The 26546-nt window shown below is 59.6% G+C and carries 22 protein-coding genes; 18 read left to right on the plus strand and 4 right to left on the minus strand.

The features are described 5' to 3' along the window. The 5 genes from CLM72_RS08835 to CLM72_RS08855 are packed head-to-tail and all read left to right on the plus strand — an operon-like array spanning position 1 to position 5270. Positions 1-948 carry an ABC transporter permease gene (locus tag CLM72_RS08835; RefSeq protein WP_105226200.1) on the plus strand — a complete coding sequence of 316 codons (948 nt, stop codon included), beginning with the start codon at positions 1-3 and terminating at the stop codon, positions 946-948. Beyond that, complete coding sequence (locus tag CLM72_RS08840) at positions 945-1802, plus strand: ABC transporter permease (RefSeq protein WP_032902665.1); 858 nt, start codon at positions 945-947, stop codon at positions 1800-1802. Before CLM72_RS08835 ends, CLM72_RS08840 begins: the two co-directional genes overlap by 4 nt. Then, positions 1799-2755 (plus strand): ABC transporter ATP-binding protein, encoded by a 957-nt coding sequence (locus CLM72_RS08845; RefSeq protein ID WP_105226201.1) that lies wholly within the window; start codon positions 1799-1801, stop codon positions 2753-2755. The genes CLM72_RS08840 and CLM72_RS08845 overlap by 4 nt, the downstream gene beginning before the upstream one ends. Next, on the plus strand, positions 2752-3723 hold the full coding sequence (locus CLM72_RS08850; protein ID WP_105226202.1) for an ABC transporter ATP-binding protein: 972 nt from the start codon (positions 2752-2754) through the stop codon (positions 3721-3723). Before CLM72_RS08845 ends, CLM72_RS08850 begins: the two co-directional genes overlap by 4 nt. Positions 3724-3755: 32 nt before the next feature. Then, the gene (locus CLM72_RS08855) at positions 3756-5270 is read left to right on the plus strand and encodes an ABC transporter substrate-binding protein (protein WP_014717612.1); all 1515 of its coding nucleotides are present in this window, start codon (positions 3756-3758) and stop codon (positions 5268-5270) included. 134 nt (positions 5271-5404) lie between these two features. On the opposite strand, the gene CLM72_RS08860 is transcribed toward CLM72_RS08855, so the two are convergent. From CLM72_RS08860 to CLM72_RS08875, 4 genes are all read right to left on the minus strand, one after another. Then, positions 5405-6145, minus strand: a complete 741-nt coding sequence (locus CLM72_RS08860; RefSeq protein ID WP_014717613.1) for a YciK family oxidoreductase — start codon at positions 6143-6145, stop codon at positions 5405-5407. 177 nt (positions 6146-6322) lie between these two features. Beyond that, on the minus strand, positions 6323-6994 hold the full coding sequence (mupP, locus tag CLM72_RS08865; RefSeq protein ID WP_105226203.1) for an N-acetylmuramic acid 6-phosphate phosphatase MupP: 672 nt from the start codon (positions 6992-6994) through the stop codon (positions 6323-6325). 4 nt (positions 6995-6998) lie between these two features. After that, positions 6999-7697: a bifunctional 2-polyprenyl-6-hydroxyphenol methylase/3-demethylubiquinol 3-O-methyltransferase UbiG gene (gene ubiG, locus CLM72_RS08870; protein WP_003189760.1), complete on the minus strand. Its 699-nt coding sequence runs from the start codon at positions 7695-7697 to the stop codon at positions 6999-7001. 64 nt (positions 7698-7761) lie between these two features. Further along, positions 7762-9093, minus strand: a complete 1332-nt coding sequence (locus CLM72_RS08875) for a TRZ/ATZ family hydrolase (protein ID WP_105226204.1) — start codon at positions 9091-9093, stop codon at positions 7762-7764. 109 nt (positions 9094-9202) lie between these two features. On the opposite strand from CLM72_RS08875, the gene mtnA reads away from it, so the two are divergent. The 13 genes from mtnA to CLM72_RS08945 all read left to right on the plus strand — a co-directional run bounded on the left by mtnA (position 9203) and on the right by CLM72_RS08945 (position 26266). Next, positions 9203-10273, plus strand: coding sequence for an S-methyl-5-thioribose-1-phosphate isomerase (mtnA, locus tag CLM72_RS08880; protein WP_105226205.1), 1071 nt, complete (start codon positions 9203-9205; stop codon positions 10271-10273). A gap of 423 nt (positions 10274-10696) precedes the next feature. After that, complete coding sequence (gene gyrA / locus CLM72_RS08885; protein ID WP_010211963.1) at positions 10697-13351, plus strand: DNA gyrase subunit A; 2655 nt, start codon at positions 10697-10699, stop codon at positions 13349-13351. 242 nt (positions 13352-13593) lie between these two features. Continuing rightward, complete coding sequence (gene serC, locus CLM72_RS08890; protein ID WP_105226206.1) at positions 13594-14679, plus strand: 3-phosphoserine/phosphohydroxythreonine transaminase; 1086 nt, start codon at positions 13594-13596, stop codon at positions 14677-14679. Beyond that, positions 14679-15773: a prephenate dehydratase gene (pheA, locus tag CLM72_RS08895; protein ID WP_032902668.1), complete on the plus strand. Its 1095-nt coding sequence runs from the start codon at positions 14679-14681 to the stop codon at positions 15771-15773. Before serC ends, pheA begins: the two co-directional genes overlap by 1 nt. A gap of 9 nt (positions 15774-15782) precedes the next feature. Then, positions 15783-16895, plus strand: a complete 1113-nt coding sequence (hisC, locus tag CLM72_RS08900; RefSeq protein WP_105226207.1) for a histidinol-phosphate transaminase — start codon at positions 15783-15785, stop codon at positions 16893-16895. Positions 16896-16923: 28 nt separating this feature from the next. Beyond that, positions 16924-19134, plus strand: a complete 2211-nt coding sequence (locus tag CLM72_RS08905; protein ID WP_256595412.1) for a bifunctional prephenate dehydrogenase/3-phosphoshikimate 1-carboxyvinyltransferase — start codon at positions 16924-16926, stop codon at positions 19132-19134. After that, positions 19131-19820 (plus strand): (d)CMP kinase, encoded by a 690-nt coding sequence (cmk, locus tag CLM72_RS08910; protein ID WP_105226209.1) that lies wholly within the window; start codon positions 19131-19133, stop codon positions 19818-19820. The genes CLM72_RS08905 and cmk overlap by 4 nt, the downstream gene beginning before the upstream one ends. Positions 19821-19940: 120 nt before the next feature. After that, positions 19941-21626: a 30S ribosomal protein S1 gene (gene rpsA, locus CLM72_RS08915; protein WP_003189774.1), complete on the plus strand. Its 1686-nt coding sequence runs from the start codon at positions 19941-19943 to the stop codon at positions 21624-21626. Positions 21627-22102: 476 nt separating this feature from the next. After that, on the plus strand, positions 22103-23419 hold the full coding sequence (gene ltrA, locus CLM72_RS08925; RefSeq protein WP_201913665.1) for a group II intron reverse transcriptase/maturase: 1317 nt from the start codon (positions 22103-22105) through the stop codon (positions 23417-23419). Between the two features lie 200 nt (positions 23420-23619). After that, entirely contained in the window at positions 23620-23904 is a 285-nt protein-coding gene (locus CLM72_RS08930; RefSeq protein WP_105226210.1) for a hypothetical protein, read from the plus strand. A gap of 130 nt (positions 23905-24034) precedes the next feature. After that, the gene (gene ihfB, locus CLM72_RS08935; protein WP_003189779.1) at positions 24035-24331 is read left to right on the plus strand and encodes an integration host factor subunit beta; all 297 of its coding nucleotides are present in this window, start codon (positions 24035-24037) and stop codon (positions 24329-24331) included. Positions 24332-24355: 24 nt separating this feature from the next. Next, a complete protein-coding gene (locus CLM72_RS08940; protein WP_105226211.1) occupies positions 24356-24586 on the plus strand; it encodes a lipopolysaccharide assembly protein LapA domain-containing protein in 231 nt (76 codons plus the stop codon). 336 nt (positions 24587-24922) lie between these two features. Then, on the plus strand, positions 24923-26266 hold the full coding sequence (locus CLM72_RS08945; protein ID WP_105226212.1) for a Wzz/FepE/Etk N-terminal domain-containing protein: 1344 nt from the start codon (positions 24923-24925) through the stop codon (positions 26264-26266). Positions 26267-26546 lie beyond the last annotated feature (280 nt).

A 26546-nucleotide genomic window follows, 5' to 3' on the forward strand; every position in this document is an offset into this window, starting at 1 on the left:
ATGAACCTGGCGCGCTACCGTTTTGTGTTGTCCCGGCCCTTGCAATTGTTGCCGGTGCTGCTGGGCATCAGCCTGATCACCTTCGTGTTGGTGCGCTCGATTCCTGGCGACCCGGCGCGTGCCTTGCTGGGTTCGCGCAGCACGCCGGATGCGCTGCTGAAGATCCGCGCCCAGTTCGGCCTCGACCAGCCCTTGTGGCTGCAATACTTTTACTTCCTGAAAAACCTGCTCAAGGGCGACCTCGGCCAATCGCTGCTGTACAAGGTCGACGCCCTGAAACTGATCGTCACCCGGATCGAGCCGACGCTGGTGCTGGTGCTGGGCAGCGTGGTGCTTGCTTTGTTGATAGCGGTGCCACTGGCAACGATTGCGGCGCGCCAGCAAGGCCGTTGGGCAGACAAGCTGATCCGCGTGTTCACCACGGTCGGCCTGGGCATGCCGGCGTTCTGGCTGGGGTTGATGCTGATCCTGCTGCTCAGCGTGAAATGGGGCCTGTTCCCGGTATCCGGTTACGGGCGCACCTGGCTGGATAAGGCGCACCACATGCTTTTGCCATGCCTGACCATCGCCCTGGCGCTGTCGGCGGTGCTGGTGCGCAACCTGCGGGCGAGCATGTTGATGGAGTTGCAGGCGGACCACGTCACCGCCGCACGTGCACGCGGGCTGTCGGAAGGCGCGGTGTTTCGCCGGCATGTACTGCCCAACGCTCTGGTGCCGGCGGTCAACCTGCTGGCGGTCAACATCGGTTGGCTGATCAGCGGCACGGTGGTCATCGAAAGCCTGTTCGCGATTCCAGGCATCGGCCAGTTGCTGGTGCGCGGTATTTTCACCCGTGACTACATGGTGGTGCAGGGCGTGGCGATGGTGCTGGCCTGTGCCACGGTGGTGGTCAACTTCCTGGCCGACCTGGTGACAGTGGCCCTCGACCCACGGGTAAAGATGCAATGAGCAGCCGCCCATTGATTGCCCCGTGGCGCTTGCGCCTGCGCTTTGGTTTTCGCAATGGCCGGCTGACCGCCGCATGGGGGTTGTTGATCCTGTTCGCGTGGTTGGCCCTGGCGCTGTTTGCGCCGTGGGTCGCGCCCTACGACCCCATCGCGCAGGACACCGGCATGAGTTTGCTGGCCCCCAGCCTTGCCCATCCGTTGGGTACGGACAATTACGGCAGGGACATCCTGTCGAGGGTGATCTGGGGGGCGCGCATCGACCTGCAGTTGGCGGTTATCGGGGTGATCTTCCCGTTCATCATTGGCACCTTTATCGGTGCGGTCTCGGGTTATATCGGCGGGCGTTTCGACAGTGTCTGCATGCGTGTGATCGACGTGGTGCTGGCGTTTCCGTTCCTGGTGCTGATGTTGGCGATCATGGCCATCCTCGGGCCGGGCTTGCAGAGTTTTTACATCGCCATGGCGCTGGTGGGCTGGGTGTCGTACGCGCGCCTGATTCGCTCGCAGATCCTGGTGCTCAAGGAAAGCGAGTTCGCCCTGGCCGCCAAGAGCCTGGGCTTTGGCCATGGGCGCATTCTGTTCCGGCATTTGCTGCCTAATGCGCTGTTTGGCTCCATTGTGTTTTCCATGTCTGACGCGGTGCTGGTGCTGCTCAACGGCGCCGCCGTCAGTTACCTGGGCCTGGGGGTGCAACCACCGACCGCCGAATGGGGGACGATGGTGGCCGAGGGGCAAGCCTTTATCACCACCGCCTGGTGGATCTGCACCTTTCCGGGCCTGGCCATCGTGACCTTGGCCATGGGCTTCAGCCTGTTGGCCGATGGTGTTGCGCAGGTATTGGGGGAGCGCTCATGAGCCTGCTGAAGGTGCGCGACCTCAGTGTGATCGCCAACAACGCCGGGCGTGAGGTTACCTTGGTGGATCGGGTGTCCTTCGACCTGGCCGAAGGTGAAATCCTTGGCCTGGTGGGCGAGAGCGGTTCCGGCAAGACCATGGCCTGTCGCGGCCTGATGCGTCTGTTGCCATCGCCCAATCTGCGCGTACAGGGCGGCGCTGTGCAGTTGGCCGGCCAGGACCTGTTGGCACTGGATGATGCCGGTATGCGCGCCGTGCGCGGCGGGCAGTTGGGCATGGTCTTCCAGAACCCTAGCAGCCACCTGGACCCGTTGATGCGCATCGGTGAGCAGATCGCCGAGGGCATCCGCCTGCACCAAGGCGCGTCGAAAAAAGACGCGCGCTTGCAGGCGATCGAGGTATTGCGTCAGGTCGGGATTCCCGACCCGCAGACGCGGGTCGACAATTACCCCCATGAGTTTTCCGGTGGCATGCGCCAGCGCGCAATGATCGCTGTGGCCCTGGGCTGCAACCCGAAGGTGTTGATCGCCGACGAACCGACCACCGCCCTGGATGTGACGGTGCAGGCGCAAATCCTGCGGCTGTTGCTCGACCTGCGCGACCAGCGTGGCCTGTCGATCATCATGATCACCCATGACCTGGGCGTGGTGGCGCAAACCTGCGATGCCATCGCCGTGATGTATGCCGGGCGCCTGTGCGAGCACGGCAGCAAATACGAACTGCTGGCCCAACCGCAACATCCGTATACCGCAGGCCTGATCGACTGCCAGCCAGCCCACAGCAGTGGGCATGCGTTGTTGCGCACCATTGCTGGCCAGCCGCCGTTACTCGACGCACTGCCCGACGGCTGCCGCTTCCACCCGCGCTGCCCGAAGGCGGGCGCCTTGTGCACCGAGTTGCTGCCCCAGGGCGCACGGGTGGCCTGTCACTACCCGTTGGGAGCGCGCCCATGAGCCTGTTACAGGTCAAGGATCTGGAAGTGCGCTTTACGGCGTCCGGCAGCGGCCTGTTTGGCCTCAACCGCCAGTGGGTGAGGGCGGTGAACGGGGTGTCGCTGAACCTCGCCGCCGGTGAAACCCTGGGTTTGGTGGGCGAGTCCGGCAGTGGCAAGAGCACCCTGGGCCGGGCCATTCTGCACCTCAACCCGATCAGCGCAGGGCAGGTGCTATTCGACGGTATCGACATGGCCCATGGCAGCGCCATCGACATTGCCCGACTGCGGCATGAAACCGCGATGATTTTCCAGGACCCCTACGCCGCGCTCAATCCACGGCACAGCATCGGCGAAACCCTCGCCGAGGTACTGCGTGTGCAGCGTAAGGTGGCGGCGCAGCAGATTCCTGATCGTGTGAATGAGTTGCTCGAACTGGTCGGCTTGCGTCCTGAGCTGGCTTCACGCAAGCCCGGCTCGCTCAGTGGCGGCCAGTGCCAGCGCGTGGGTATCGCCCGGGCGCTGGCAGTGGAGCCGCGCCTGATCATTGCCGATGAATGCGTGGCGGCGCTGGATGTGTCGATCCAGGGCCAGATCATCAACCTGCTGCTGGAACTGCAACAGCGTATGAACCTGGCGATCCTGTTTATCGCCCATGACCTAGCCATCGTAAGGCGCCTGTGCGACCGCGTGGCGGTGATGTACCTGGGCAAGATCGTCGAGGAAGGCCCGGTGGAAGCGGTGTTTACCACGCCGCGTCACCCGTATACGGCGGCGCTGATCCAGGCCATCCCGGAGATCGATCCGCACCGGCCATTGCCTGCGCAGCCATTGCCCGGCGAGCCGCCGAGCCCGCTGAATCTGCCGACTGGTTGTGCCTTTCACCCGCGTTGCCGGTATGCGCAAGCCAAGTGTTCCTCGGTATTGCCTCCCACCCATTTCCTGCACGAGCATCGGTACAGTTGCGTGCTTGAAGACCCTTTGCTTTGACCCTCTGCCATTCATTAACAAGGAGTTGTGATATGCACTCGCGCCACTTGAAATTGCTCGCCGCCGCTACCCTCACGGCCTGGTCGCTGACCGCCGGCCTGGCCCAGGCCGCCGGTGTGCTCACCATCGGCTGCCGTGAAGACAGCACCACTTTCGACCCGATCAAAAGCGCGCAAAACCGCGACACCTGGGTATTTGCCAACGTCTACGACACCCTGGTGCGCGTGGATAACCTGGGCACCAAGATGGAACCGGGCCTGGCCGAAAGCTGGGACATTTCCAAGGATGGCCTGACCTATACCTTCAAGCTGCGCGAGGCGAAGTTCTCTGACGGCTCGCCGATCACTGCCGCCGACGCCGCGTTCAGCCTGCTGCGAATCCGCGACAACAAGGCCTCGTTGTGGAGCGACCCGTTCAGCCTGATCAACACCGCCACGGCCAGCGATGCCAAGACCCTGGTGGTCACCTTGAAAACCCCGGCGGTGGCCTTCCTCTCGCAACTGGCGTCACCAACGGTGTCGATCCTGTCGGAAAAAGCCATGACCAAGATGGGCGAAGACGCCTACTCGGAAAACCCGGTGACGTCCGGCGCGTTTACCGTGGACGAGTGGCGCAAGGGCGACCGCGTGATCCTGAAGAAAAACCCGAATTTCTGGCAGGCCGGCAGCGTGAGCCTGGACGGCGTGGAATGGGTGTCGGTGACCGATGACAACACGCGCATGCGCATGGTGCAGAACAACGAACTCGACACGGCGATATTTGTGCCGTTCTCCCGCGTGGAAGAGCTGAAAAAAGACCAGAACGTGGTGATCCACGCCGACCCGTCCACCCGTGAAGATCACCTGTTGATCAACCACGAGCACGGCCTGTTGGCCAAGCCGCAAGTGCGCCAGGCCCTGGACATGGCCATCGACAAGCAATCGTTGGTCAAAGCCGTCACTTACGGTCAAGGCACCGTGGCTTATTCCTACATTCCAAAGGGCTCGCTGTACCACTACGCCAACAACCTGCAACGCCCGTACGACCCGGCCGAAGCCAAGAAGCTGCTGGCCGCTGCGGGTGCCCAGGACTTGAAGCTCAACTACGTGGTCAACGCCGGCAACGAGGCCGACGAGCAGATCGCGGTGATCATCAAGGACCAGCTAGCCAAGGTCGGCGTGACCGCCAACCTGCAGAAAGTCGACCCCACCCAAAGCTGGCAGATGCTGGTGGACGGTGAATACGATATTTCGGTGATGTACTGGACCAACGACATCCTCGACCCCGACCAGAAAACCACCTTCGTGCTGGGCCACGACACCAACCAGAACTACATGACCCGCTACAAGAACGACCAGGTCAAGGCATTGGTGGCGGCCGCGCGGATCGAGGCAGACCCGGCCAAGCGTGAGCAAATGTATGTGGAGTTGCAGAAGCTGGCCAAACAGGATGTGAACTGGATTGACCTGTACTACAGCCCGTACATCAACATCTCACGCAAGAACGTAAGCAACTTCCTGCAGAACCCGTTGGGACGTTTCACCTTGGAGGAAGTGGTCAAAAACTGAGTATTTGAGTACACCACAAAGCAATGTGGGAGCTGGCTTGCCTGCGATAGCATCACTGCGGTGTAACTGAATCACCGAGGTGTCTGCATCGCAGGCAAGCCAGCTCCCACCTTTGTTTTGCGGTGTGTCAGGGTTTACTGCGCATCGAAGGCCTGGCCATTGATGCCGGCACTGTCGGGCCCCATCAGGTACAGGTACACCGGCATGATCTCTTCCGGCGCCGGCCTTTCCATCGGGTTTTCCCCTGGGTACGCCTGGGCGCGCATGCTGGTGCGGGTGCCGCCCGGGTTGATGCTGTTGGCGCGCACTGCGGCCACATCTTCCAGCTCATCGGCCAGGGTTTGCATCAGCCCCTCGGTGGCGAACTTGGACACGCCATAGGCACCCCAATAAGCACGGCCCTTGCGCCCGACGCTGCTGGAGGTGAACACCACCGACGCATCCTGGGACAGCTTGAGCAGCGGCAGCAAAGTGCTGGTCAGCATGAACATCGCGTTGACGTTCACGTGCATCACCCGCATGAAATTCTCGCCGGACAACTGCTCGATGGGCGTGCGTGGGCCGATGATCGAGGCGTTGTGCAACAGGCCGTCGAGGTGGCCGAATGCCTTTTCGATCATCGCTGCCAGCTCATCGTATTGATGGGGCAGGGCGGTCTCCAGGTTGAACGGGATTACCACCGGCTGTGGGTGGCCGGCGGCTTCGATCTCGTCATACACCTGGGCCAGGTTGGCTTCGGTCTTGCCCAGCAACAGCACGGTGGCGCCATGGGCGGCATAGGTCTTCGCCGCTGCCGCTCCAATCCCGCGACCGGCGCCGGTTACCAGGATGATTCGGCCTTTGAGCAGTTCTGGCGGTGCAGAGTAATCAAACATAAATAGCCTCGACAAAATTCAAGGTGATACACCACTTGAAGTGGAATCCATTTCCTGTGGGAGGTGGCTTGCCTGCGATGGCGGTGTACCTGTCGGCAGATGTGCTGGCTGGCAGACCGCCATCGCAGGCAAGCCAGCTCCCACATTGATCTCAGTGTTGTTGAGATCTTCGAACAATCAGCAACTGCACAGCGCGTTATCCAGCACCTTGCGCAATTCCAGCGGGTGATCCACCACCACATCCGCGCCCCAGTGGCGTGGGTTGTCATCCGGGTGGATATAGCCATAAGTTACCGCCGCCGTGCGCGTACCGGCGTCGCGGCCGGATTCGATGTCGCGCAGGTCATCGCCCACGAACAGCACGCTGGCCGGGTCCAGGTCGAGCACCTTACACGCCAGTATCATCGGCTCCGGGTCCGGCTTGCTGTTTTTCACATGGTCCGGGCAGATCAGCACGGCCGAGCGTTCGGCCAGGCCCAGGCGCTGCATGATCGGTTCGGCAAAGCGCACCGGCTTGTTGGTGACCACGCCCCAGATCAGCTTGGCTTTCTCGATGTCTTCCAGCAGTTCGGCCATGCCGTCGAACAGTTTGCTGTGCACCGCGCAGTCCTTGAGGTAGCGCTCCAGGAATTCCTGGCGCAGCTCTTCAAAGCCTGGGGATTCAGGATCCATCGAGAAGGTCACCGCAACCATCGCCCGCGCACCGCCGGAGATTTCATCACGGATGTGCTGCGGGTTGATCGGCGCCAGGCCACGGTCGGCGCGCATGGCCTGGCAGATGGCGATAAAGTCCGGCGCGGTGTCCAGCAGGGTACCGTCCATGTCGAAGAGAACCGCTCGCAACTTCACAGGCTTACTCCTCGCGCAGGGTCTGGATCATGTAGTTGACGTCAACGTCGTTGGCCAGCTTGTAGTGCTTGGTCAGCGGGTTGTAGGTCAGGCCGATGATGTCCTTGACGGTCAGCCCGGCCTGGCGGCTCCATGCACCCAGCTCGGAAGGGCGGATGAATTTCTTGAAATCATGGGTGCCGCGCGGCAGCAGCTTCATGATGTATTCGGCGCCGATGATCGCGAACAGGTAAGCCTTGGGGTTTCGGTTGATAGTGGAGAAGAACACCTGGCCGCCAGGCTTGACCATACGGAAGCACGCACGGATCACCGAGGACGGGTCTGGCACGTGTTCGAGCATTTCCAGGCAGGTGACCACGTCGAACTGCTCGGGCATTTCTTCGGCCAGGGCTTCGGCGGTGATCTGGCGGTACTCCACGCTCACGCCGGATTCGAGCTGGTGCAACTGCGCTACGGCCAGCGGCGCTTCACCCATGTCGATGCCCATGACGGTGGCGCCGCGCTGGGCCATGGCTTCGCTGAGGATGCCGCCGCCGCAACCGACGTCCAGCACCTTTTTGCCGGCCAGGTTGACGCGCTCGTCAATCCAGTTGACCCGCAGTGGGTTGATATCGTGCAGGGGTTTGAATTCGCTCTCGCGGTCCCACCAGCGGTGAGCCAGGGCTTCAAACTTGGCGATTTCGGCGTGATCGACGTTGCTCATGGTGAATCCTCTGAATCTGATAAGTCGGTGTGTCGTGGCTGAACCCGAGGCTTCAGCCGCGTCGTTATTCGCTGTGCCCGCTGATGCGTTGGCCCCAGGCAATGGCCGTGGCGGTCAACTGTTGTTCATCCATGCGGGTCAATTGCCGGTCGTCGAGCAATGGCTTGCCGGCAACCCAAAGGTGTTTCACGCAATCACGCCCGGTGGCATATATAAGCTGTGAGACCGGATCGTAGATCGGTTGTTGCGCCAGCCCGGAAAGATCAAAAGCGACGATGTCTGCCGCCTTGCCGACTTCCAGGGAGCCAATCTGGCTGTCCAGGCCCATCGCCCTGGCGCCGTTGAGTGTGGCCATGCGCAAGGCGCGGTGGGCATCCAGCGCAGTAGCCGAGCCGGCCACGGCCTTGGCCAGCATCGCCGCCGTGCGGGTTTCGCCGAGCAAATCCAGGTCATTGTTGCTGGCAGCGCCGTCGGTGCCGATGGCCACGTTGACGCCAGCCTGCCACAAGCGCTCCACCGGGCAAAAGCCGCTGGCCAGTTTCAGGTTCGATTCCGGGCAGTGAATGACGCTGGTGTTGCTTTCTACCAGTAAAGCCAGGTCGTCTTCGCTGATTTGGGTCATGTGCACGGCCTGAAAGCGCGGGCCCAGCAGGCCAAGGCGAGCCAGGCGCGCCAATGGCCGCTCGCCGGTCTGCTCGACGGCTTGCTGCACTTCAAAGGCGGTTTCGTGAACGTGCATATGGATCGCGGCGTCCAGCTCTTCGGCGATCACCCGGATCTTTTCCAGGTTGGCATCGCACACGGTGTAGGGCGCGTGGGGGCCGAAGGTGATTTTGATGCGCGGGTGGTGCTTGAGGTCGCCGAACAGCTCGATACCCTGGCGAATCGCCTCGTCGGCACTGCTGGCGCCGGGAATCGGAAAGTCGAGGATCGGCAGCGCGATCTGCGCACGCATACCGCTGTTGTGCACGCAGTCACTGGCGACCTTGGGGTAGAAATACATGTCTGAGAAGCAGGTGATGCCGCCCTTGATCTGCTCGGCAATGGCCAGGTTGGTACCGTCGCGCACGAACGCTTCATCGACCCACTTGGCTTCGGCGGGCCAGATGTGCTTTTCCAGCCAGGTCATCAGCGGCAAATCGTCGGCCAGGCCGCGGAACAGGGTCATGGCTGCATGGCCGTGGGCATTGACCAGGCCGGGGCTGAGCAACATGCCGGGCAGTTCACGCACCTCTTGCGCCGCGAGCTTCAACGCCGCGTCCCGTGGCCCGATAAAGGCAATGCAGCCATCGCGGATACCCAGGCCGTGCTCCTTGAGCACCACCCCAGCGGGCTCGACGGGTACCAGCCAGGTCGGCAGCAGCAACAAGTCAAGCGGGGCGGCAGTGGAGGTCATCGCAGGCTTCTTCCCAGGCAGCTATAAAAGAAGGGCGAAGTATACCCGAGCGTCCCGGCTGGCGGATCGCTATAATCGGCGGCTTTTGTTCATGAGTGCGGGGTAAGGGATGCGCGACCGACTGTTGGCTGCAGAGAAAGTGAAGGCCATCCAATGGCGTGATGGCGCGCTGCACCTGCTCGACCAGCGTGTTTTGCCGTCCCGGGAGCGCTGGGTGGCCTGCGGTACCGTTGAAGCGGTGGCCGACGCCATTCGCACCATGGTGGTGCGGGGCGCACCGGCCATCGGCATCTGCGCCGCCTATGGCTTGGTGCTCGCCGCCCGCGAGCGCATCGCCGAGGGCGGTGACTGGCAGGCCGCGTGGGAAGAAGACTACGCCTTGCTGGCCCATACCCGACCGACCGCATCGACTTTGTTCTGGGCCTTGCAGCGCATGCGCGACCGTCTGGATCGCCTCAAGCAGCACGCCGACCCGCTGGTGGTGCTGGAGGCCGAAGCCGTCGCGATCCATGAGAGTGATCGGGAAGCCAATGTGGTCATGGCCCAGCTGGGTATGGAGCGGATTCGCAAGCATCAGGGCAATGCCCAAGCGATCCTTACCCATGGCAATGCCGGCGCGCTGGCTTGCGGTGGCGTTGGCACAGCCCTCGGGGTGATTCACGCGGCGTATCTGGAGGGGTTGGTCGAGCAGGTCTATGTCAATGAAACCCGCCCATGGCTGCAAGGCTCGCGTCTGACGGCGTGGGAGTTGGCGGGCCAGGGCATCCCGGTGGCGGTGAATGCCGACTCCGCCGGGGCGCATATCCTCAAGACCAAAGGCGTGACCTGGGTGGTGGTGGGTGCTGACTGTATTGCCGCCAATGGCGATGTGATCAGCAAGATCGGCACTTATCAACTGGCCGTCTGTGCCATGCACCATGGCGTGCGTTTTATGGTGGTGGCGTCGAGTTCGACCCTGGATTTGATGATGGCTACTGGCGATGATGTTGCGCTGGAGCAGCGCGATAGTGGCGAGTTGCTTGAGGTTGATGGGCAGCGGTTGGATATTGCGGCGTTTAACCCTGTGTTTGATGTGACGCCTGCGGACCTGATTGACGTGATCGTCACCGAAAAAGGCATTGTCGAGCGGCCAGACACTGCCAAACTGGCCAAGTTGATGTGTCGTAAGCGGCTGCATTGAGTGTGTGGGTGCCTGTGGGGGCGCCATCGCAGGCAAGCCAGCTCCCACCTTTAACTGTATTCACAAATCAAAGGTGGGAGCTGGCTTGCCTGCGATTGGCCGTTAAGGTCAATAAAACTGCTGGATCCATCCTCAAAAAATACCACCACCGCGCCTCTGAGCCCCTCTCGTCCCCTTCAAGCCTGTCATCCGTCAAATTACTAGCCTCCATGCGCATCAGGGGGATAGGTGCGTGGCGGCGATTGTGATACCATCCGGCGGTTTCCAGGGCTGCCCCGAGGGGTTGCCTATAACGTGCAGATCCGTGTCATAACTCGTTGATTTGTCGTAAGTCGTTGTCAGGCACCGTGCCGGCAGCGGCGAGCTTCGTTCGTCCCGAATGGATGTGACGAGGTTTCACCCGAAAAAGGAATCAGGCTTCTCATGGGCGAACTGGCCAAAGAAATCCTCCCGGTCAATATCGAAGACGAGCTGAAACAGTCCTACCTCGACTACGCGATGAGCGTAATTGTCGGTCGGGCACTGCCTGATGCGCGCGATGGCTTGAAGCCCGTGCACCGGCGTGTGCTGTTCGCGATGAGCGAGCTGGGTAACGACTGGAACAAGCCGTACAAGAAATCTGCCCGTGTTGTCGGTGACGTGATCGGTAAGTATCACCCTCACGGCGACACTGCGGTGTACGACACCATCGTTCGGATGGCGCAGCCGTTTTCCCTGCGCTACCTGCTGGTAGACGGCCAGGGCAACTTCGGTTCGGTGGACGGCGACAACGCCGCGGCCATGCGATACACCGAAGTGCGCATGACCAAGCTGGCGCACGAGCTGCTGGCCGACCTGCATAAAGAAACCGTGGACTGGGTGCCGAACTACGACGGCACCGAAATGATCCCGGCTGTCATGCCCACCAAGATTCCCAACCTGCTGGTCAACGGTTCCAGCGGTATCGCCGTGGGCATGGCCACCAACATCCCGCCGCACAACCTCGGTGAAGTCATCGACGGTTGCCTGGCCCTTATCGACAACCCTGAGCTGACCGTCGATGAGCTGATGCAATACATCCCGGGCCCGGACTTCCCGACCGCCGCGATCATCAACGGTCGCGCCGGCATCATCGAAGCCTACCGCACTGGCCGCGGGCGCATTTACATGCGTGCCCGCTCGATCATCGAAGACATCGACAAGGTCGGTGGCCGCCAGCAGATCGTCATCACCGAACTCCCTTACCAACTGAACAAGGCACGCCTGATCGAGAAGATCGCCGAGCTGGTTAAAGAGAAGAAGCTGGAAGGCATCACCGAGCTGCGCGACGAGTCCGACAAGGACGGTATGCGCGTGGTCATCGAGCTGCGCCGCGGCGAAGTGCCCGAGGTGATCCTCAACAACCTCTACGCCCAGACCCAGCTGCAAAGCGTGTTTGGTATCAACGTGGTTGCCCTGATTGACGGCCGCCCGCGCATCCTGAACCTCAAGGACCTGCTGGAAGCCTTCGTGCGTCACCGTCGCGAAGTGGTCACCCGCCGTACCGTGTTCGAACTGCGCAAGGCCCGCGAGCGCGGCCATATCCTGGAAGGCCAGGCGGTTGCGTTGTCGAACATCGACCCGGTGATCGCCCTCATCAAGGCCTCGCCAACCCCGTCGGAAGCCAAGGAAGCGCTGATCAGCACGCCTTGGGAATCCAGCGCCGTGGTCGCAATGGTTGAGCGCGCTGGCGCCGACTCGTGCCGCCCCGAGACCCTGGACCCGCAATACGGTCTGCGTGAAGGCAAGTACTTCCTGTCGCCAGAGCAGGCCCAGGCCATCCTGGAACTGCGCCTGCACCGCCTGACTGGCCTTGAGCACGAGAAGCTGCTGGCCGAGTACCAGGAGATCCTCAACCAGATCGGCGAGTTGATCCGCATCCTCAGCAGCGCCGTGCGCCTGATGGAAGTGATCCGCGAAGAACTGGAAGTGATCCGCGCCGAATACGGCGACGTGCGCCGCACCGAAATCCTTGATGCGCGCCTGGACCTGACCCTGGGTGACATGATCCCGGAAGAAGAGCGCGTGGTGACCATCTCCCACGGCGGCTATGCCAAGACCCAGCCGCTGGCGGCCTACCAGGCCCAGCGTCGTGGTGGTAAGGGTAAATCGGCTACCGGCGTGAAGGATGAGGACTACATCGCTCACCTGCTGGTCGCCAACAGCCACACCACGCTGCTGCTGTTCTCCAGCAAGGGCAAGGTGTACTGGCTCAAGACTTACGAAATCCCGGAAGCCTCCCGCGCTGCCCGTGGCCGTCCGTTGGTCAACCTGCTGCCGCTGGACAGTGATGAATACATCACCACCATGCTGCCGGTCGAGGAATACACCGAAGGCCACTTCATCTTCATGGCTACCGCCAAAGGCACCGTGAAGAAGACCCCGCTGGAATCCTTCAGCCGTCAACGCAGCGTGGGCCTGATCGCCCTGGAGCTGGATGAAGGCGACGTGCTGATTTCCGCAGCCATCACTGATGGCGAGCGCGAAGTCATGCTGTTCTCCGATGGCGGCAAGGTCACACGCTTCAAGGAATCCGACGTGCGTGCCATGGGCCGTACTGCCCGCGGTGTGCGCGGCATGCGCCTGCCAGAAGGGCAGAAGCTGATTTCGATGCTGATCCCGGAAGAAGGCAGCCAGATCCTCACCGCGTCCGAGCGTGGTTATGGCAAGCGTACCGCCATCAGTGAGTTCCCGGAGTACAAGCGTGGCGGCCAGGGCGTGATCGCCATGGTCAGCAACGACCGCAACGGCCGTCTGGTCGGCGCGGTGCAGGTGCTCGATGGCGAGGAGATCATGCTGATTTCCGACCAGGGCACCCTGGTGCGTACCCGTGTGGCGGAAGTGTCGAGCCTGGGCCGTAACACCCAGGGCGTGACCCTGATCAAGCTGGCCAAGGACGAAAAACTGGTCGGCCTGGAGCGTGTGCAGGAGCCTTCGGAAGTCGAAGGTGAAGAGCTCGAAGGTGAGGAATTTGAAGGCGAGGTGATCGCAGCTGGCGATGACAACGTTGACGAGCCAACCCTCGACGCTGCCGCAGACGAAGAAGAACCGCAGGAATAAGCGGACACACAGGGGGCGGATGAAGATTCGCCCCCTTGTTGTTTGTCCCGTATGAAATACAGCGCCCTTTGCCTGGACGCGGTCCATGTGGGAGCTGGCTTGCCTGCGATACAGGCGCCTCGGTCATTCAGTGATACCGCGGCGCTGCTATCGCAGGCAAGCCAGCTCCCACAGATGTCCGCTCCAGAACGAGGGCGTTGCTGACATGATTGCAGCCCCACCAGATCAGAGTGAGATTGGATGTGAGCAAGAGAGCCTATAACTTCTGTGCCGGTCCCGCGGCGCTTCCTGAAGCAGTCCTGCAGCGTGCGCAGGGTGAACTCCTCGACTGGCATGGAAAAGGCCTCTCCGTGATGGAAATGAGCCATCGCAGCGATGAGTTCGTGTCCATCGCCAACAAGGCCGAGCAGGACCTGCGCGACTTGCTGGACATCCCATCCAATTACAAGGTGCTGTTCCTGCAAGGTGGTGCGAGCCAGCAGTTCGCCCAGTTACCGCTGAACCTGCTGCCCGAAGGCGGCACTGCCGACTATATCGACACCGGTATCTGGGGGCAGAAGGCCATTGAAGAGGCCTCGCGCTACGGCCATGTCAACGTGGCGGGCACCGCCAAGCCCTACGACTACTTCGCCATTCCCGGTCAGAACGAGTGGAAGCTGACCAAGGACGCGGCCTACGTTCACTACGTCGCCAACGAAACCATCGGTGGCCTGGAATTTGATTGGGTGCCACAAGTAGGTGACGTGCCACTGGTGTGCGACATGTCCTCGGACATCCTCTCGCGCCCGATCGACGTGTCCCGCTACGGCATGATCTACGCCGGCGCGCAGAAGAACATCGGCCCGAGCGGCATCCTGGTCAATATCATCCGCGAAGACCTGCTGGGTCGCGCCCGCTCGCTGTGCCCGACCATGCTCAACTACAAGGTCGCGGCCGATAACGGCTCGATGTACAACACCCCGCCGGCGTTTGCCTGGTACCTCTCCGGCCTGGTCTTCGAGTGGCTCAAGGAGCAGGGCGGTGTGGCTGCGATGGGCAAGCTCAACGAAGAGAAGAAGCGCGTCCTGTACGACTTCATCGACGCCAGCGGCCTGTACAGCAACCCGATCAACCTCAGCGACCGCTCGTGGATGAACGTGCCGTTCCGCCTGGCTGATGATCGTCTGGACAAGCCGTTCCTGGCCGGCGCCGACGCGCGCGGCCTGCTGAACCTCAAGGGCCACCGCTCGGTGGGTGGCATGCGCGCCTCCATTTATAACGCCGTCGACATCCACGCCATCAATGCGCTGGTTGCCTACATGGCAGAGTTCGAGAAGGAACACGGCTAATGTCTGAGCAAGAACTCAAGGCCCTGCGCGTACGCATTGACAGCCTGGACGAGAAGGTCCTGGAACTGATCAGTGAGCGTGCGCGCTGTGCCCAGGAAGTGGCCCGGGTGAAAATGGCGTCCCTGGCGGAAGGCGAAGTGCCGGTGTTCTACCGGCCCGAGCGTGAAGCCCAGGTGCTCAAGCGTGTGATGGAACGCAACAAGGGCCCGTTGGGCAACGAAGAGATGGCGCGGTTGTTCCGTGAAATCATGTCTTCGTGCCTGGCGCTGGAGCAGCCGCTGAAAGTGGCTTACCTCGGCCCTGAAGGCACCTTCACCCAGGCGGCAGCCATGAAGCACTTCGGCCATGCGGTGATCAGCAAGCCGATGGCGGCTATCGACGAAGTCTTCCGTGAAGTCGCGGCCGGTGCGGTGAATTTTGGCGTGGTGCCGGTGGAAAACTCCACCGAAGGCGCGGTCAACCACACGCTGGACAGCTTCCTCGAACACGACATGGTGATCTGTGGTGAGGTGGAGTTGCGTATCCATCACCACCTGCTGGTGGGTGAAAACACCAAGACCGACAGCATCAGCCGTATCTATTCCCACGCCCAGTCCCTGGCCCAGTGCCGCAAGTGGCTGGACGCCCATTACCCGAATGTCGAGCGCGTGGCGGTGTCCAGCAACGCCGAGGCGGCAAAGCGGGTCAAGGGTGAGTGGAACTCGGCGGCGATTGCTGGCGATATGGCCGCGGGCCTGTACGGCCTGACGCGCCTGGCCGAGAAGATCGAAGATCGCCCGGATAACTCCACGCGCTTTTTGATGATCGGCAGCCAGGAAGTGCCGCCCACCGGCGACGACAAGACCTCGATCATCGTCTCCATGAGCAACAAGCCCGGCGCGCTGCATGAGCTGCTGGTGCCATTCCACGACAACGGGATTGACCTGACGCGCATCGAGACTCGTCCTTCGCGCAGCGGTAAGTGGACCTACGTATTCTTTATCGACTTCATGGGCCATCACCGCGACCCTCTGGTCAAGGGCGTGCTGGAGAAAATCAGTCAGGAAGCCGTGGCACTCAAGGTGCTGGGCTCTTACCCGAAAGCGGTTTTGTGAGGCTTTGACATGAGTGGCAACTTCCTCGCCCTGGCGCAGCCGGGCGTGCAACAACTCTCGCCTTACGTTCCAGGCAAGCCTGTGGACGAACTGGCCCGCGAGTTGAATCTGGACCCGTCTAAAATCGTCAAGCTGGCGAGTAACGAAAACCCGCTGGGCCCGAGCCCCAAAGTGTTGGCGGCGATCCGTGAAGAGCTGGCCGAACTGACCCGTTATCCCGATGGCAACGGTTTTGCGCTCAAGTCTTTGCTGGCGGACAAGTGCCGGGTCGAGCTGAACCAGGTGACCCTGGGCAATGGCTCCAACGACATCCTTGAACTGGTCGGCCGTGCTTACCTGGCGCCAGGCTTGAATGCGGTGTTCAGCGAGCACGCGTTTGCGGTCTACCCGATCGTGACCCAGGCGGTGGGGGCGGATGCTCGCGTGATTCCTGCCAAGGACTGGGGCCATGACCTGCCGGCGATGCTGGCAGCCATCGATGCCCAGACTCGCGTGGTGTTTATCGCCAACCCGAACAACCCGACCGGCACCTGGTTTGACGAGCAGGCACTGAACGAATTCCTGCAGGACGTGCCGGGGCATGTGCTGGTCGTGCTGGACGAAGCCTACATCGAGTACGCCGAAGGCAGCGACCTGCCCGATGGCCTGGATTTCCTCGCGGCCTACCCGAACCTGCTGGTGTCGCGTACGTTCTCCAAGGCTTATGGCCTGGCGTCGTTGCGGGTCGGTTATGGCTTGTCCACGCCCATGGTAGCCGATGTGCTGAACCGCGTGCGCCAGCCGTTCAACGTTAACAGCCTGGCCCTGGCGGCGGCCTGTGCGGCGGTGAAGGATGCCGAATACCTGGAAGAAGGCCGTCGTCTCAACGAAAGCGGCATGCTGCAATTGCAGGAAGGCTTTCGTGAGCTGGGCCTGGGCTGGATTCCGTCCAAGGGCAACTTCATCTGCGTCGACCTCGGCCAGGTGGCTGCGCCGGTGTTCCAGGGCTTGCTGCGCGAGGGCGTGATCGTGCGCCCCGTGGCGAACTACGGCATGCCGAACCATCTGCGTATCACCATCGGTCTGCCGGCTGAGAACAGCCGCTTCCTTGAGGCGCTGGCCAAGGTTCTGGCCCGTGGTTGATGTCACTGCATTGCAACCTGCTGTGCCTATGATCGGTCGCCTGGTGGTGGTCGGCCTGGGGTTGATCGGTGGCTCCTTCGCCAAGGGCCTGCGTGAAAGCGGGCTGTGTGGCGAAGTGGTGGGCGTGGACCTCGACCCGCAGTCGCGCAAGTTGGCGGTGGAGTTGGGCGTGGTGGACCGCTGTGAAGCGGACCTGGCCGTTGCGTGCCAGGGCGCGGATGTGATCCAGCTCGCCGTGCCGATCCTGGCCATGGAGAAATTGCTGGCGGTACTGGCTGGCATGGACCTCGGGCAAGCGATCCTTACCGATGTGGGCAGCGCCAAAGGCAACGTGGTGCGTGCGGCACGATTGGCGTTTGGTGGGATGCCGCCGCGCTTTGTGCCGGGCCATCCAATCGCTGGGTCCGAGCAGAGCGGGGTGGAGGCATCCAATGCGCAGCTGTTCCGTCGGCATAAGGTCATCCTGACGCCGCTTGCGCAAACCGATCCCACGGCGTTGGCAGTGGTGGATCGTCTCTGGCGCGAGCTGGGCGCGGATGTGGAGCATATGCAGGTCGAGCGTCACGACGAAGTGTTGGCAGCGACCAGTCACTTGCCGCATCTGTTGGCATTTGGCTTGGTGGATTCGCTGGCCAAGCGCAACGAGAACCTCGAGATTTTCCGTTACGCGGCGGGTGGTTTTCGCGATTTCACGCGGATTGCCGGCAGCGATCCGGTGATGTGGCACGACATCTTTCTCGCCAATCGCGAAGCGGTGTTGCGTACCCTGGACACCTTCCGCACTGATCTCGACGCCTTGCGCGAGGCCGTGGATGCGGGAGACGGCCATCAACTGCTGGGCGTGTTCACCCGTGCGCGGGTGGCGCGCGAACATTTCAGCAAGATCCTCGCGCGCCGGGCCTACATGGAAACCGCAGTGAGCACCGATGACCTGACCTTCATCGCCAGCCCGGGTGGCCGCTTGAGCGGGCGCATCCGCGTGCCGGGTGACAAGTCGATCTCTCATCGTTCGATCATGCTGGGGTCGTTGGCCGAGGGTGTGACCGAGGTGGAAGGCTTCCTTGAGGGTGAAGACGCCCTGGCGACCTTGCAGGCTTTTCGTGACATGGGCGTGGTGATCGAGGGGCCACACCATGGACGAGTGACTATTCACGGTGTCGGCCTGCAGGGCCTGAAGGCTGCGCCGGGGCCGATCTATGTGGGCAATTCCGGCACATCGATGCGCCTGTTGGCCGGTGTATTGGCGGCGCAGAGCTTTGACAGCGTGCTGACCGGCGATGCCTCGCTGTCCCAGCGCCCGATGAACCGCGTAGCCAAGCCGCTGCGGGAAATGGGCGCAATCATCGAAACCGGGCCGGACGGGCGTCCGCCACTGAGCATTCGTGGCGGGCAATCGCTCAAAGGCTTGAACTATGTACTGCCCATGGCCAGTGCCCAGGTGAAATCCTGCCTGTTGTTGGCGGGGTTGTACGCTGAGGGTAAAACCTCGGTGACCGAGCCCGCACCGACCCGCGACCACACCGAGCGCATGCTGCGCGGCTTTGGTTACCCGGTGGCGGTGCAGGGCGCGACGGCGTCGCTGGCGTCGGGGCATGGGTTGACCGCTACGCGTATTGAAGTGCCGGGGGATATTTCGTCTTCGGCGTTTTTCCTGGTGGCGGCCTCGATTGCCGAGGGCTCCGAGCTGTTGCTGGAGCATGTCGGTATCAACCCGACCCGCACCGGGGTAATCGATATCCTGCGGCTGATGGGGGCTGATATCACCCTCGAAAATCAGCGCGAGGTGGGCGGCGAGCCGGTTGCGGATCTACGTGTGCGTGCCGCCGCGCTCAAGGGCATCGAAATTCCAGAGGCCCTGGTGCCGCTGGCGATTGATGAGTTTCCCGTGCTGTTCATTGCCGCAGCCTGTGCTCAAGGCCGTACCGTTTTGCGCGGTGCAGAGGAACTGCGCCTCAAGGAGTCCGATCGCATCCAAGTGATGGCCGACGGTCTGTTGGCCCTGGGTGTGAAGTGTGAACCCACCCCCGATGGGATTATCATTGACGGTGGCCCGATGGGCGGCGGTGAAGTGCATGCCCATGGCGACCATCGGATTGCCATGGCGTTCAGTGTGGCTTCCCTGCGGGCGAAGGCGCCTATTCGTATTCTTGACTGCGCCAATGTTGCTACGTCTTTTCCGAACTTTCTGACACTGTGTGCCCAAGTCGGCATCCGTGTTGCCCAAGAGGCTCAATTGTGAATATCAAAGCACCGGTGATTACCATCGACGGGCCTAGCGGCTCGGGTAAAGGCACAATCGCTGGCATTCTGGCCAAGCGCCTGGGTTGGTGCCTGCTGGATTCTGGCGCGCTGTACCGCCTGCTGGCGTTTGCTGCGCACAACCATGGTGTGGACCTGACCAACGAAGAGTTGCTGACGAAACTAGCCGCTCATCTGGATGTGCAGTTCATCGCGGCGACCGAGGGTCAGTTGCAGCGCATCATTCTGGAAGGTGATGAAGTCAGCGATGTGATTCGCACCGAGAGTATCGGTGCGGGTGCCTCCCAAGTGGCCGCGCTGCCCGCCGTGCGCGAGGCGCTGCTGCAGCGCCAGCGCGCATTCCAGGAGGTGCCGGGCCTGGTGGCTGATGGCCGCGACATGGGCACGGTGGTGTTTCCCGAGGCGCCGCTGAAGATTTTCCTGACCGCCAGCGCCGAGGAGCGGGCACGCCGCCGTTACTTGCAGTTGAAGGGCAAAGTCGATGGTGTTAGTCTGTCGAGTCTGCTAGATGAGATCCGTGCACGCGATGAGCGTGATACCCAGCGTGCGGTAGCCCCGCTCAAACCGGCGGCTGACGCCATACAGCTGGATTCCACGGAGCTGTCCATCGAGCAGGTGCTGGAACGCATCATGAGTGAAATCGCCATTCGCGATATCGCCGGGTGATCAAGAAGGCCGCAGGGGACCAGTCATAGTCCTGCGGTGGCTTCTTTTAACTGAAACTGACCCACACCGTCTGGGGTGTGGAGATGGGCGTATTCTTCGCCCTTATCAACAGGAATTAAAATGAGCGAAAGCTTTGCGGAACTCTTTGAAGAAAGCCTAAAAACCCTGAACCTTCAGGCAGGCTCCATCATCACCGGTGTTATCGTTGATATCGATTACCAAGCTCGCTGGGTAACCGTTCACGCTGGTCTGAAGTCTGAAGCTCTGATCCCGCTGGAACAGTTCTACAACGATGCTGGTGACCTGACTATCAATGTCGGTGACGAAGTTCACGTTGCTCTGGACTCGGTTGAAGACGGTTTCGGTGAAACCAAGCTGTCCCGTGAAAAAGCCAAGCGCGCTGAATGCTGGATTGTTCTCGAAGCAGCCTTCGCAGCTGAAGAAGTGGTCAAGGGCGTTATCAACGGTAAGGTTAAAGGCGGCTTCACTGTCGACGTTAACGGCATCCGTGCGTTCCTGCCAGGTTCTTTGGTCGACGTTCGTCCAGTGCGCGACACCACGCACCTGGAAGGCAAAGAACTCGAATTCAAAGTCATCAAGCTCGACCAGAAGCGCAACAACGTTGTCGTTTCCCGTCGCAGCGTGCTGGAAGCAGAGAACTCCGCCGAGCGTGAAGCTCTGCTGGAATCCCTGCAGGAAGGCCAACAAGTCAAAGGTATCGTCAAGAACCTCACCGATTACGGCGCATTCGTCGATCTGGGTGGCGTCGATGGCCTGCTGCACATTACCGACATGGCTTGGAAGCGTATCAAGCATCCTTCCGAAATCGTCAACGTTGGCGACGAGATCGATGTCAAGGTTCTGAAGTACGATCGTGAGCGTAACCGCGTTTCCCTGGGCTTGAAGCAGCTGGGCGAAGATCCATGGGTTGCTATCAAGGCTCGTTACCCAGAAAGCACTCGCGTAACCGCGCGTGTTACCAACCTGACTGACTACGGCTGCTTCGCAGAGCTGGAAGAAGGCGTGGAAGGCCTGGTACACGTTTCCGAAATGGACTGGACCAACAAGAACATCCACCCTTCGAAAGTCGTACAAGTCGGCGACGAAGTGGAAGTTATGGTTCTGGACATCGACGAAGAGCGTCGTCGTATCTCCCTGGGCATCAAGCAGTGCAAATCTAACCCATGGGAAGATTTCTCTGGCCAGTTCAACAAGGGCGATAAAATCTCCGGCACCATCAAGTCGATCACCGATTTCGGTATCTTCATTGGTCTGGACGGCGGCATCGACGGCCTGGTTCACCTGTCCGACATCTCCTGGAACGAAGTTGGCGAAGAAGCTGTTCGTCGTTTCAAGAAGGGCGACGAGCTGGACACCGTTATCCTGTCGGTTGACCCAGAGCGCGAGCGCATCTCCCTGGGTATCAAGCAACTGGAAAGTGATCCGTTCTCCGAGTACGTTCAAGAGAACGACAAAGGCGCCATCGTTAAAGGCACTGTGAAAGAAGTTGACGCCAAAGGCGCCATCATCGTTCTGGCCGACGATATCGAAGCGACTCTGAAAGCCTCCGAAATCAGCCGTGACCGCGTTGAAGACGCGCGCAACGTTCTGAAAGAAGGCCAGGAAGTAGAAGCCAAGATCATCAGCGTTGACCGCAAGAGCCGCGTGATTCAGCTCTCCATCAAGTCGAAAGACGAAGTGGAAGAGAAAGAAGCTATCCAGAGCCTGAAAGAAGCTGCTCCGGAAGCTGCTGCTGACACCACCATGGCGGCACTGCTGCGCCAGGCAATGGCTAAGCAGAACTAAGTTCTGTAAAGCTGTAGAAAAAGGGCGACCTCGGTCGCCCTTTTTTGTGTGCGCCCAGCATGGGCGCAATCTTGTGGGTGAGAGTCCCGCCGTGAGCTGACCACAGCGAACGAAGTGAAGCGCAACTGCATGAGGGCGACCGAGTGTGGGGAGGAAGCGTGAATCGAAGCCATGAGCCGATGTACAAGAACCGGATATAAGGCAAAGCCGATCAGGGCGAGCGGGCACAAAACCGCGAAGCTCTTGTGGTCAAGGATCAGGCTGTGTAAATCCGGCGGTTGTGTGGTGAAGGATTGCGTTCTTACCTGGGGAGATCTCGCCTCATGCCTGAAAGGGCGACGGTGCAAGCCGGAGCGAGAAGTCAGCAGAGGCCGTAGTAGTCTTTTTTTTTTGACGAAGGGCCGAACGAGAGAAAGCGTTATAGGCCATGTTGATGCGAAAGACCGGAAGTCAGATGCCTGCCAAACGCGGGGCTGATGGAGACTGCGAACGGTGAAGCCGTGAGAAGCTCCGTCAGCGACGAGGTCAATCGCCCGCAAAATGAAACCGACAACGCAGGGCAAGGGCTGCTGGAGCGGGCCTTTGCGAGAGAAAACCTGAAGCGGGCGTGGAAACGGGTCAAGGCCAACAAAGGTGCGGCGGGGGTCGACGGTCTGGATATTGATCAGACGGCCGAGTACCTGCTGACCCAATGGGCGGCGATTCGTGAACAGCTTCTATCAGGTGTCTACCGGCCCAGTCCGGTACGGCGTGTAACCATTCCCAAACCCGACGGCGGTCAACGCGAGCTGGGTATCCCAACGGTCACCGACCGCTTGATCCAACAAGCGTTGCTGCAAGTCTTGCAGCCACTACTCGATCCGACTTTCAGTGAACACAGCTACGGCTTCCGTCCTGGACGCTGTGCGCAGGGCGCCGTTTTAGCGGCTCAGCGCTATGTTTCTTCAGGACGTAAAGTGGTGGTGGATGTTGATCTGGAGAAATTCTTCGACCGGGTCGACCACGATATTTTGATGGATCGTTTACGCAAACGGATCGCGGATCGGGCGGTTATCCGGCTGATTCGTGCGTATCTGGATGCGGGAACGCTGATCAATGGCGTGGTCGAGAAAAGTCGCTGCGGGGTGCCGCAAGGCGGCCCGCTGTCGCCGTTGCTGGCGAATGTGCTACTGGACGAAGTGGATCGGGAGCTTGAACGTCGAGGTCATTGCTTCGTGCGCTATGCCGACGATGCGAACGTTTATGTTCGTAGTCAGAAGGCGGGGCAACGGGTGATGGACTTGCTGAAGCGTCTGTATGAAAAGCTGCACTTGAGCGTCAACGCGAGTAAGAGTGCGGTGACGAGCGCGTTCGGTCGCAAGTATTTGGGCTATGAGTTGTGGTCATTCCGCGACGAAGCTAAGCGTGCTGCCTCTTATGAAGCGCAGAAGCAGTTCAAGCAGCGAATACGCTGGTACACCCGACGCTCGTGTGGTCGTAGCTTGCAGCAAATCGTCGATGAGCTGCGCCCTTACATTTTGGGTTGGAAAGCTTACTTCGGGTTGTCGCAAACCCCAGCCGTCTGGCGTGAGCTGGACGAATGGATGCGACACCGATTGCGAGCTATCCAGCTCAAACAATGGAAGCGCGGAACGACGACGTATCGCGAGTTGCGAGCACTTGGCGCGAGTAACCAAGTGGCGCAGAAGGTGGCAGGAAACACCTGCCGCTGGTGGCATAACAGTCGTCTGGAGCTGAATCGCGTGCTTACTATTGCGTGGTTCGACAGGCTGGGATTAGTACGTCTCTCATAACCTCAATCTCTCGAACCGCCCGGTGCGGACCCGCATGCCGGGTGGTGTGGCAGGGGAGCGGCCTGTGAAGGCCGCCCCCTATGCCGATGCCTGAAATTTGATGAAGCAACTGCACCGAACGAAGGTGTTCAGCCCAATGTCAGAACTGACTATAGTTTTAAAAACGGCTATTTCGCGTTGCTGACTCAATAAGGGTTTGAATGAACAGAATTATCGTAGTACTCGCTTTGCTGGTGCTTGCAGGCTGCTCCTCTACCAGCGCCAAGACCCACGCCAAGCGCGGCGTCAGCGGCATCGAGATCGACTGCTCTGGCCTGGGCAACAAGTGGGAAAAGTGCGAAAAGCGCGCCGCCCGTGAGTGCAAGATGCAGGGCTACAAGGTCATTACCCGCTCCAGTGATGCGGAGGACGAAGAGGGCGACTACCTGTTCGGCTGGAACCCTGCTGGCGCGGTGACGCGGACCATGTTGGTGATCTGTAAGTAAGGGGTTGACCGCTCGCTGAGCATGTTTATTCAGCCCCACATAAGTTGACACATGGGCTGTTCAAATTCATCAACTCATGCTAAAACCTTCGGAGCGCTTTTCCTAGCTGCTTGAAAAAGAAGGGAAAAATATGACGAAGTCGGAGTTGATCGAACGAATTGTCACCCATCAAGGGCTGCTCTCATCCAAGGATGTGGAGCTGGCTATCAAGACCATGCTTGAGCAAATGTCCCAATGCCTGGCCACCGGAGATCGCATCGAAATCCGCGGCTTCGGCAGCTTCTCCCTGCACTACCGCGCACCGCGCGTAGGCCGCAACCCAAAAACCGGCCAATCCGTCAGCCTTGACGGCAAATTCGTTCCCCACTTCAAACCGGGCAAGGAATTGCGCGATCGGGTGAACGAAGAAGAGGAAGAAGGCGTCTGAGTGTTTTTGGGGAAGGAGAAGGGTATGCATGGGGTTAAGCGCGTTGTTGCGGTGTTGATTGCGGTGCTTGCGGCTTTGGTGGTTCTGGCGTTTGTGCTGGAGAACCAGCAGGGCGTGGCACTGTCGTTCCTGGGGTGGAGTACTGCGCAGATGCCGGTGGCGGTGTTTGTGGTGGTGGCTTTGATTGTGGGGATGTTGATTGGGCCGGTGTTGGGGGTGGTTGTGCGTAGGCGTAGGGGTAAGGCGGTGGCTTAAGGTTTAAGTCTTGGTTGGCAGTTGTGATGCGGATCAGCGGTGTTGGCGACCGTTTGTCAGAAACCTTATCATGTCGAGCGCTTTGAGCTGCGTAGCGACCTAGCCCCGTTGGTTGCGACAGTTCTCTTGGGAAATTCAGAATCGCCCTACAGACATGTCAAGACTTGTAATATGCCAAAGAGATGGCAGAATGGAATCTGTTCTCGATAACAGGCATTTTGTGCGCTCAAAATTTGGCAGAGACGCTGGGTTTTGACGGTCACCCAATTAGAATAAAAAACGCAATTTTGTCTGCATAACGAGCCCGCAGTTTCTCTTTGAAGGCAGGTTTTTGTTGTGAGTAGTAGCTTCCGAACCCCCCCGATTACTTCGTCCTACGAAATTGACCTCGTTGCTCTTGTTCAAGCTTTCTGGAAGCAGAAAAAGCTCATTATGCTAACGACTGCTAGCTTTGGGGTTGTTGCGGCGGCTTGTGCTTTTCTCATGGTGCCAGAGTATCAGGTCAGCAGTGTACTACGTCCTGCTGCTATCAATGAATTGGATGCATTGAATCGATCTGAAGTCTATAAACTTCCTCCTGGGGAAGCGCTGATAAAAGTCGGTGCCTCTTTGGAGTCCTATGAGACTCGCTTGGGGTTTTTTCGAGAAAATCAAGAGCTTTTCAAAAGATTTGAACGTCCAGGTCGATCGTTAGAGCAAAGTTTTGATGAGTTCAATCGAGATGCACTCAAGCTCGTTTTGCCCGATCCCAAGAAGGCGGATTTACTCAGTGCATTTATTGGGCTAGAACTTAATTATGCTGAACATATAGATGGGGTACGTATACTTAATAGTTTCGTTAAATATGCCATCGATACTGAACGGGAAAATATTGCTGCTGACCTGAAGGTTATCGTAAGTAATCGCTTGGCGGAACTTCAGGGGAAAATTGAAGCAGCACGATCTAGTTACCAGACAGGTAAAGAGGCTCGCATAACGGCGTTGGAAGAAGCGGATAATATAAAGCGCGCGCAGTTACAGGATGAATTGAGAGCATTACGCCTGCAGCTAAAGACAGGACGCATGGATAGAATTTCGCTGTTAACGGAGGCTATAAGCATTGCGAAAAGCCTCAATATTCAGAAGCCGACTACGCCGTCAGCGCTGGGCGAGTCTGGGCGCTTCGGTGAAACAAGCATCATGCGTACAGAGATAAACAACCAACAAATACCGTTGTATTTTATGGGTGTTGAGGCACTTGAAGCGGAGCGCTCAGCGTTGCAGCGGCGTAAAGCTGATGATTTTACTGAAGGTCGTATAGCGCAGATTGCTCGGGAGCTTGACCTGCTGAAAAGCAATCGAGAGATTGAAATTCTTAAGCAGCGCCAAAATGAAGATCTATTTCTTCAGGGTGTTGAGCCGTTGAGGGCCGAAATAACACGCTTACACAATCTAGGCAGTCTCGATATTAGTAATATGAAATTAGTTGCTATTGATCGGCAGGCGCTGGAGCCCTTGGCTCCAATAAGGCCCAAACGGACCCTGTTTATAATATTTGGGCTGCTGATAGGCGGCATTGTTGGGGTGGGGATTGCTTCAGCCAGGTGCGTTTTTTATGGTAAGTGCGCTGGCGAGAGGGAGATGCCAATGCTGGCCCCCCCTTTACAGAGTAAATCTTTGAAAGTCGAGAGTGAGGCGTAATAAAGCTAGAATGTCTACGAGGCGAGGATGATGTATAAAATCTCTTGTCTTGTACTTAAAAGCGGCTGTCATGCTTCTTTTTTCATTCTTTTCTTATATGGGAAAAATGACTGGCAACTATTTGATTTTCCTTCACTCTGTCTCCTTTTTCTAGGTTGACAGAGCTACGCTGGATAGTGGCTTTTTGCTAGTCTTGAGTATGCATCCGCACGGTTTAAAGGCCTATATAGAGCGTGGCCTTCTTGAAATGGAGCGTGGGGTCTGTATCATTCAGTCACGT

Origin of the sequence: Pseudomonas sp. MYb193, from assembly GCF_002966775.1 — a bacterium.
In the GTDB taxonomy this organism is placed as follows: Bacteria; Pseudomonadota; Gammaproteobacteria; order Pseudomonadales; family Pseudomonadaceae; genus Aquipseudomonas; species Aquipseudomonas paracarnis.

Excerpts from the sequence above, each read along its gene's own strand:
- CLM72_RS08835 (WP_105226200.1), top strand. The coding sequence starts at position 1 with ATGAACCTGGCGCGCTACCGTTTTGTGTTGTCCCGGCCCTTGCAATTG.
- CLM72_RS08840 (WP_032902665.1), top strand. The coding sequence starts at position 945 with ATGAGCAGCCGCCCATTGATTGCCCCGTGGCGCTTGCGCCTGCGCTTT.
- CLM72_RS08845 (WP_105226201.1), top strand. The coding sequence starts at position 1,799 with ATGAGCCTGCTGAAGGTGCGCGACCTCAGTGTGATCGCCAACAACGCC.
- CLM72_RS08850 (WP_105226202.1), top strand. The coding sequence starts at position 2,752 with ATGAGCCTGTTACAGGTCAAGGATCTGGAAGTGCGCTTTACGGCGTCC.
- CLM72_RS08855 (WP_014717612.1), top strand. The coding sequence starts at position 3,756 with ATGCACTCGCGCCACTTGAAATTGCTCGCCGCCGCTACCCTCACGGCC.
- CLM72_RS08860 (WP_014717613.1), bottom strand. The coding sequence starts at position 6,145 with ATGTTTGATTACTCTGCACCGCCAGAACTGCTCAAAGGCCGAATCATC.
- ubiG (WP_003189760.1), bottom strand. The coding sequence starts at position 7,697 with ATGAGCAACGTCGATCACGCCGAAATCGCCAAGTTTGAAGCCCTGGCT.
- CLM72_RS08875 (WP_105226204.1), bottom strand. The coding sequence starts at position 9,093 with ATGACCTCCACTGCCGCCCCGCTTGACTTGTTGCTGCTGCCGACCTGG.
- mtnA (WP_105226205.1), top strand. The coding sequence starts at position 9,203 with ATGCGCGACCGACTGTTGGCTGCAGAGAAAGTGAAGGCCATCCAATGG.
- gyrA (WP_010211963.1), top strand. The coding sequence starts at position 10,697 with ATGGGCGAACTGGCCAAAGAAATCCTCCCGGTCAATATCGAAGACGAG.
- pheA (WP_032902668.1), top strand. The coding sequence starts at position 14,679 with ATGTCTGAGCAAGAACTCAAGGCCCTGCGCGTACGCATTGACAGCCTG.
- hisC (WP_105226207.1), top strand. The coding sequence starts at position 15,783 with ATGAGTGGCAACTTCCTCGCCCTGGCGCAGCCGGGCGTGCAACAACTC.
- CLM72_RS08905 (WP_256595412.1), top strand. The coding sequence starts at position 16,924 with ATGATCGGTCGCCTGGTGGTGGTCGGCCTGGGGTTGATCGGTGGCTCC.
- rpsA (WP_003189774.1), top strand. The coding sequence starts at position 19,941 with ATGAGCGAAAGCTTTGCGGAACTCTTTGAAGAAAGCCTAAAAACCCTG.
- ltrA (WP_201913665.1), top strand. The coding sequence starts at position 22,103 with ATGGAGACTGCGAACGGTGAAGCCGTGAGAAGCTCCGTCAGCGACGAG.
- CLM72_RS08930 (WP_105226210.1), top strand. The coding sequence starts at position 23,620 with ATGAACAGAATTATCGTAGTACTCGCTTTGCTGGTGCTTGCAGGCTGC.
- ihfB (WP_003189779.1), top strand. The coding sequence starts at position 24,035 with ATGACGAAGTCGGAGTTGATCGAACGAATTGTCACCCATCAAGGGCTG.
- CLM72_RS08940 (WP_105226211.1), top strand. The coding sequence starts at position 24,356 with ATGCATGGGGTTAAGCGCGTTGTTGCGGTGTTGATTGCGGTGCTTGCG.